Here is an 816-nt window from a genome sequence, read left to right as displayed (position 1 = left end):
GGGGTGCTTTTCACCTTTCCTTCACAGTACTATACGCTATCGGTCACTGGGTAGTATTTAGGGTTGGAGGGTGGTCCCCCCATCTTCCGACCAGGTTTCACGTGTCTGGCCGTACTCTGGAACTTGCGCAGCTCTTTCCGTTTTCACCTACGTGGTTCTCACACTCTCTGACCGGCCTTCCCATGCCGTTCGGTTAACAGATTGAGTCCTAAAAGCAGTCCGTACCCCGGAAGTCTTTCGACTCCCGGTTTGCCCTCTTCCGCGTTCGCTCGCCACTACTTACGGAATCTCGTTTGATGTCTCTTCCTCGCCCTACTTAGATGTTTCAGTTCAGGCGGTTCCCTCGATCTACCTATTTTGAAGTTCAGTAGATCGTACCTGAGTATGAACCCAGGTGAGTTTCCTCATTCAGAAATCTCCGGATCAATGCTTATTTGCAGCTCCCCGAAGCTTATCGCAGCTTATCACGTCTTTCATCGGCTCCCAGTGCCAAGGCATTCGCCCTGCGCCCTTGTTCGCTTGACCTTTCAAACGTTCTCTAAGAACATTTGGTATCCTCTTGATTCTCTCTTGCCAACGAAGATTATGTTACCCTTCCTTTTGAAATTGTAATATTTCTTAAAAAGAACTTACTATAATCTTTGTTTCGCAGTTATTATTCAGTTTTCAAGGTACGTCTTTGAGTTCCCTTTCAGGGCCCTCAAAATCGAACAATATCTACTCTACTTGTCTCTGTCACCTGTTCCAGGAAGAAACCATCTTCGATGCTTCCTTCCTGCCTGACTCCTTAGAAAGGAGGTGATCCAGCCGCAGGTT

1 rRNA gene is annotated in these 816 nt (G+C 47.5%); it reads right to left on the bottom strand.

Features of this window, described 5'->3' with window-relative positions:
• A 23S ribosomal RNA gene (locus J3350_RS13885) occupies positions 1–525 on the bottom strand; the annotation flags it as partial.
• Positions 526–816 lie beyond the last annotated feature (291 nt).

Source organism: Faecalibacterium sp. Marseille-Q3530, from assembly GCF_017377625.1.
Taxonomy (GTDB): Bacteria; Bacillota; Clostridia; order Oscillospirales; family Ruminococcaceae; genus Faecalibacterium; species Faecalibacterium prausnitzii_E.
This window is presented reverse-complemented; position numbering and strand designations above follow the sequence as displayed.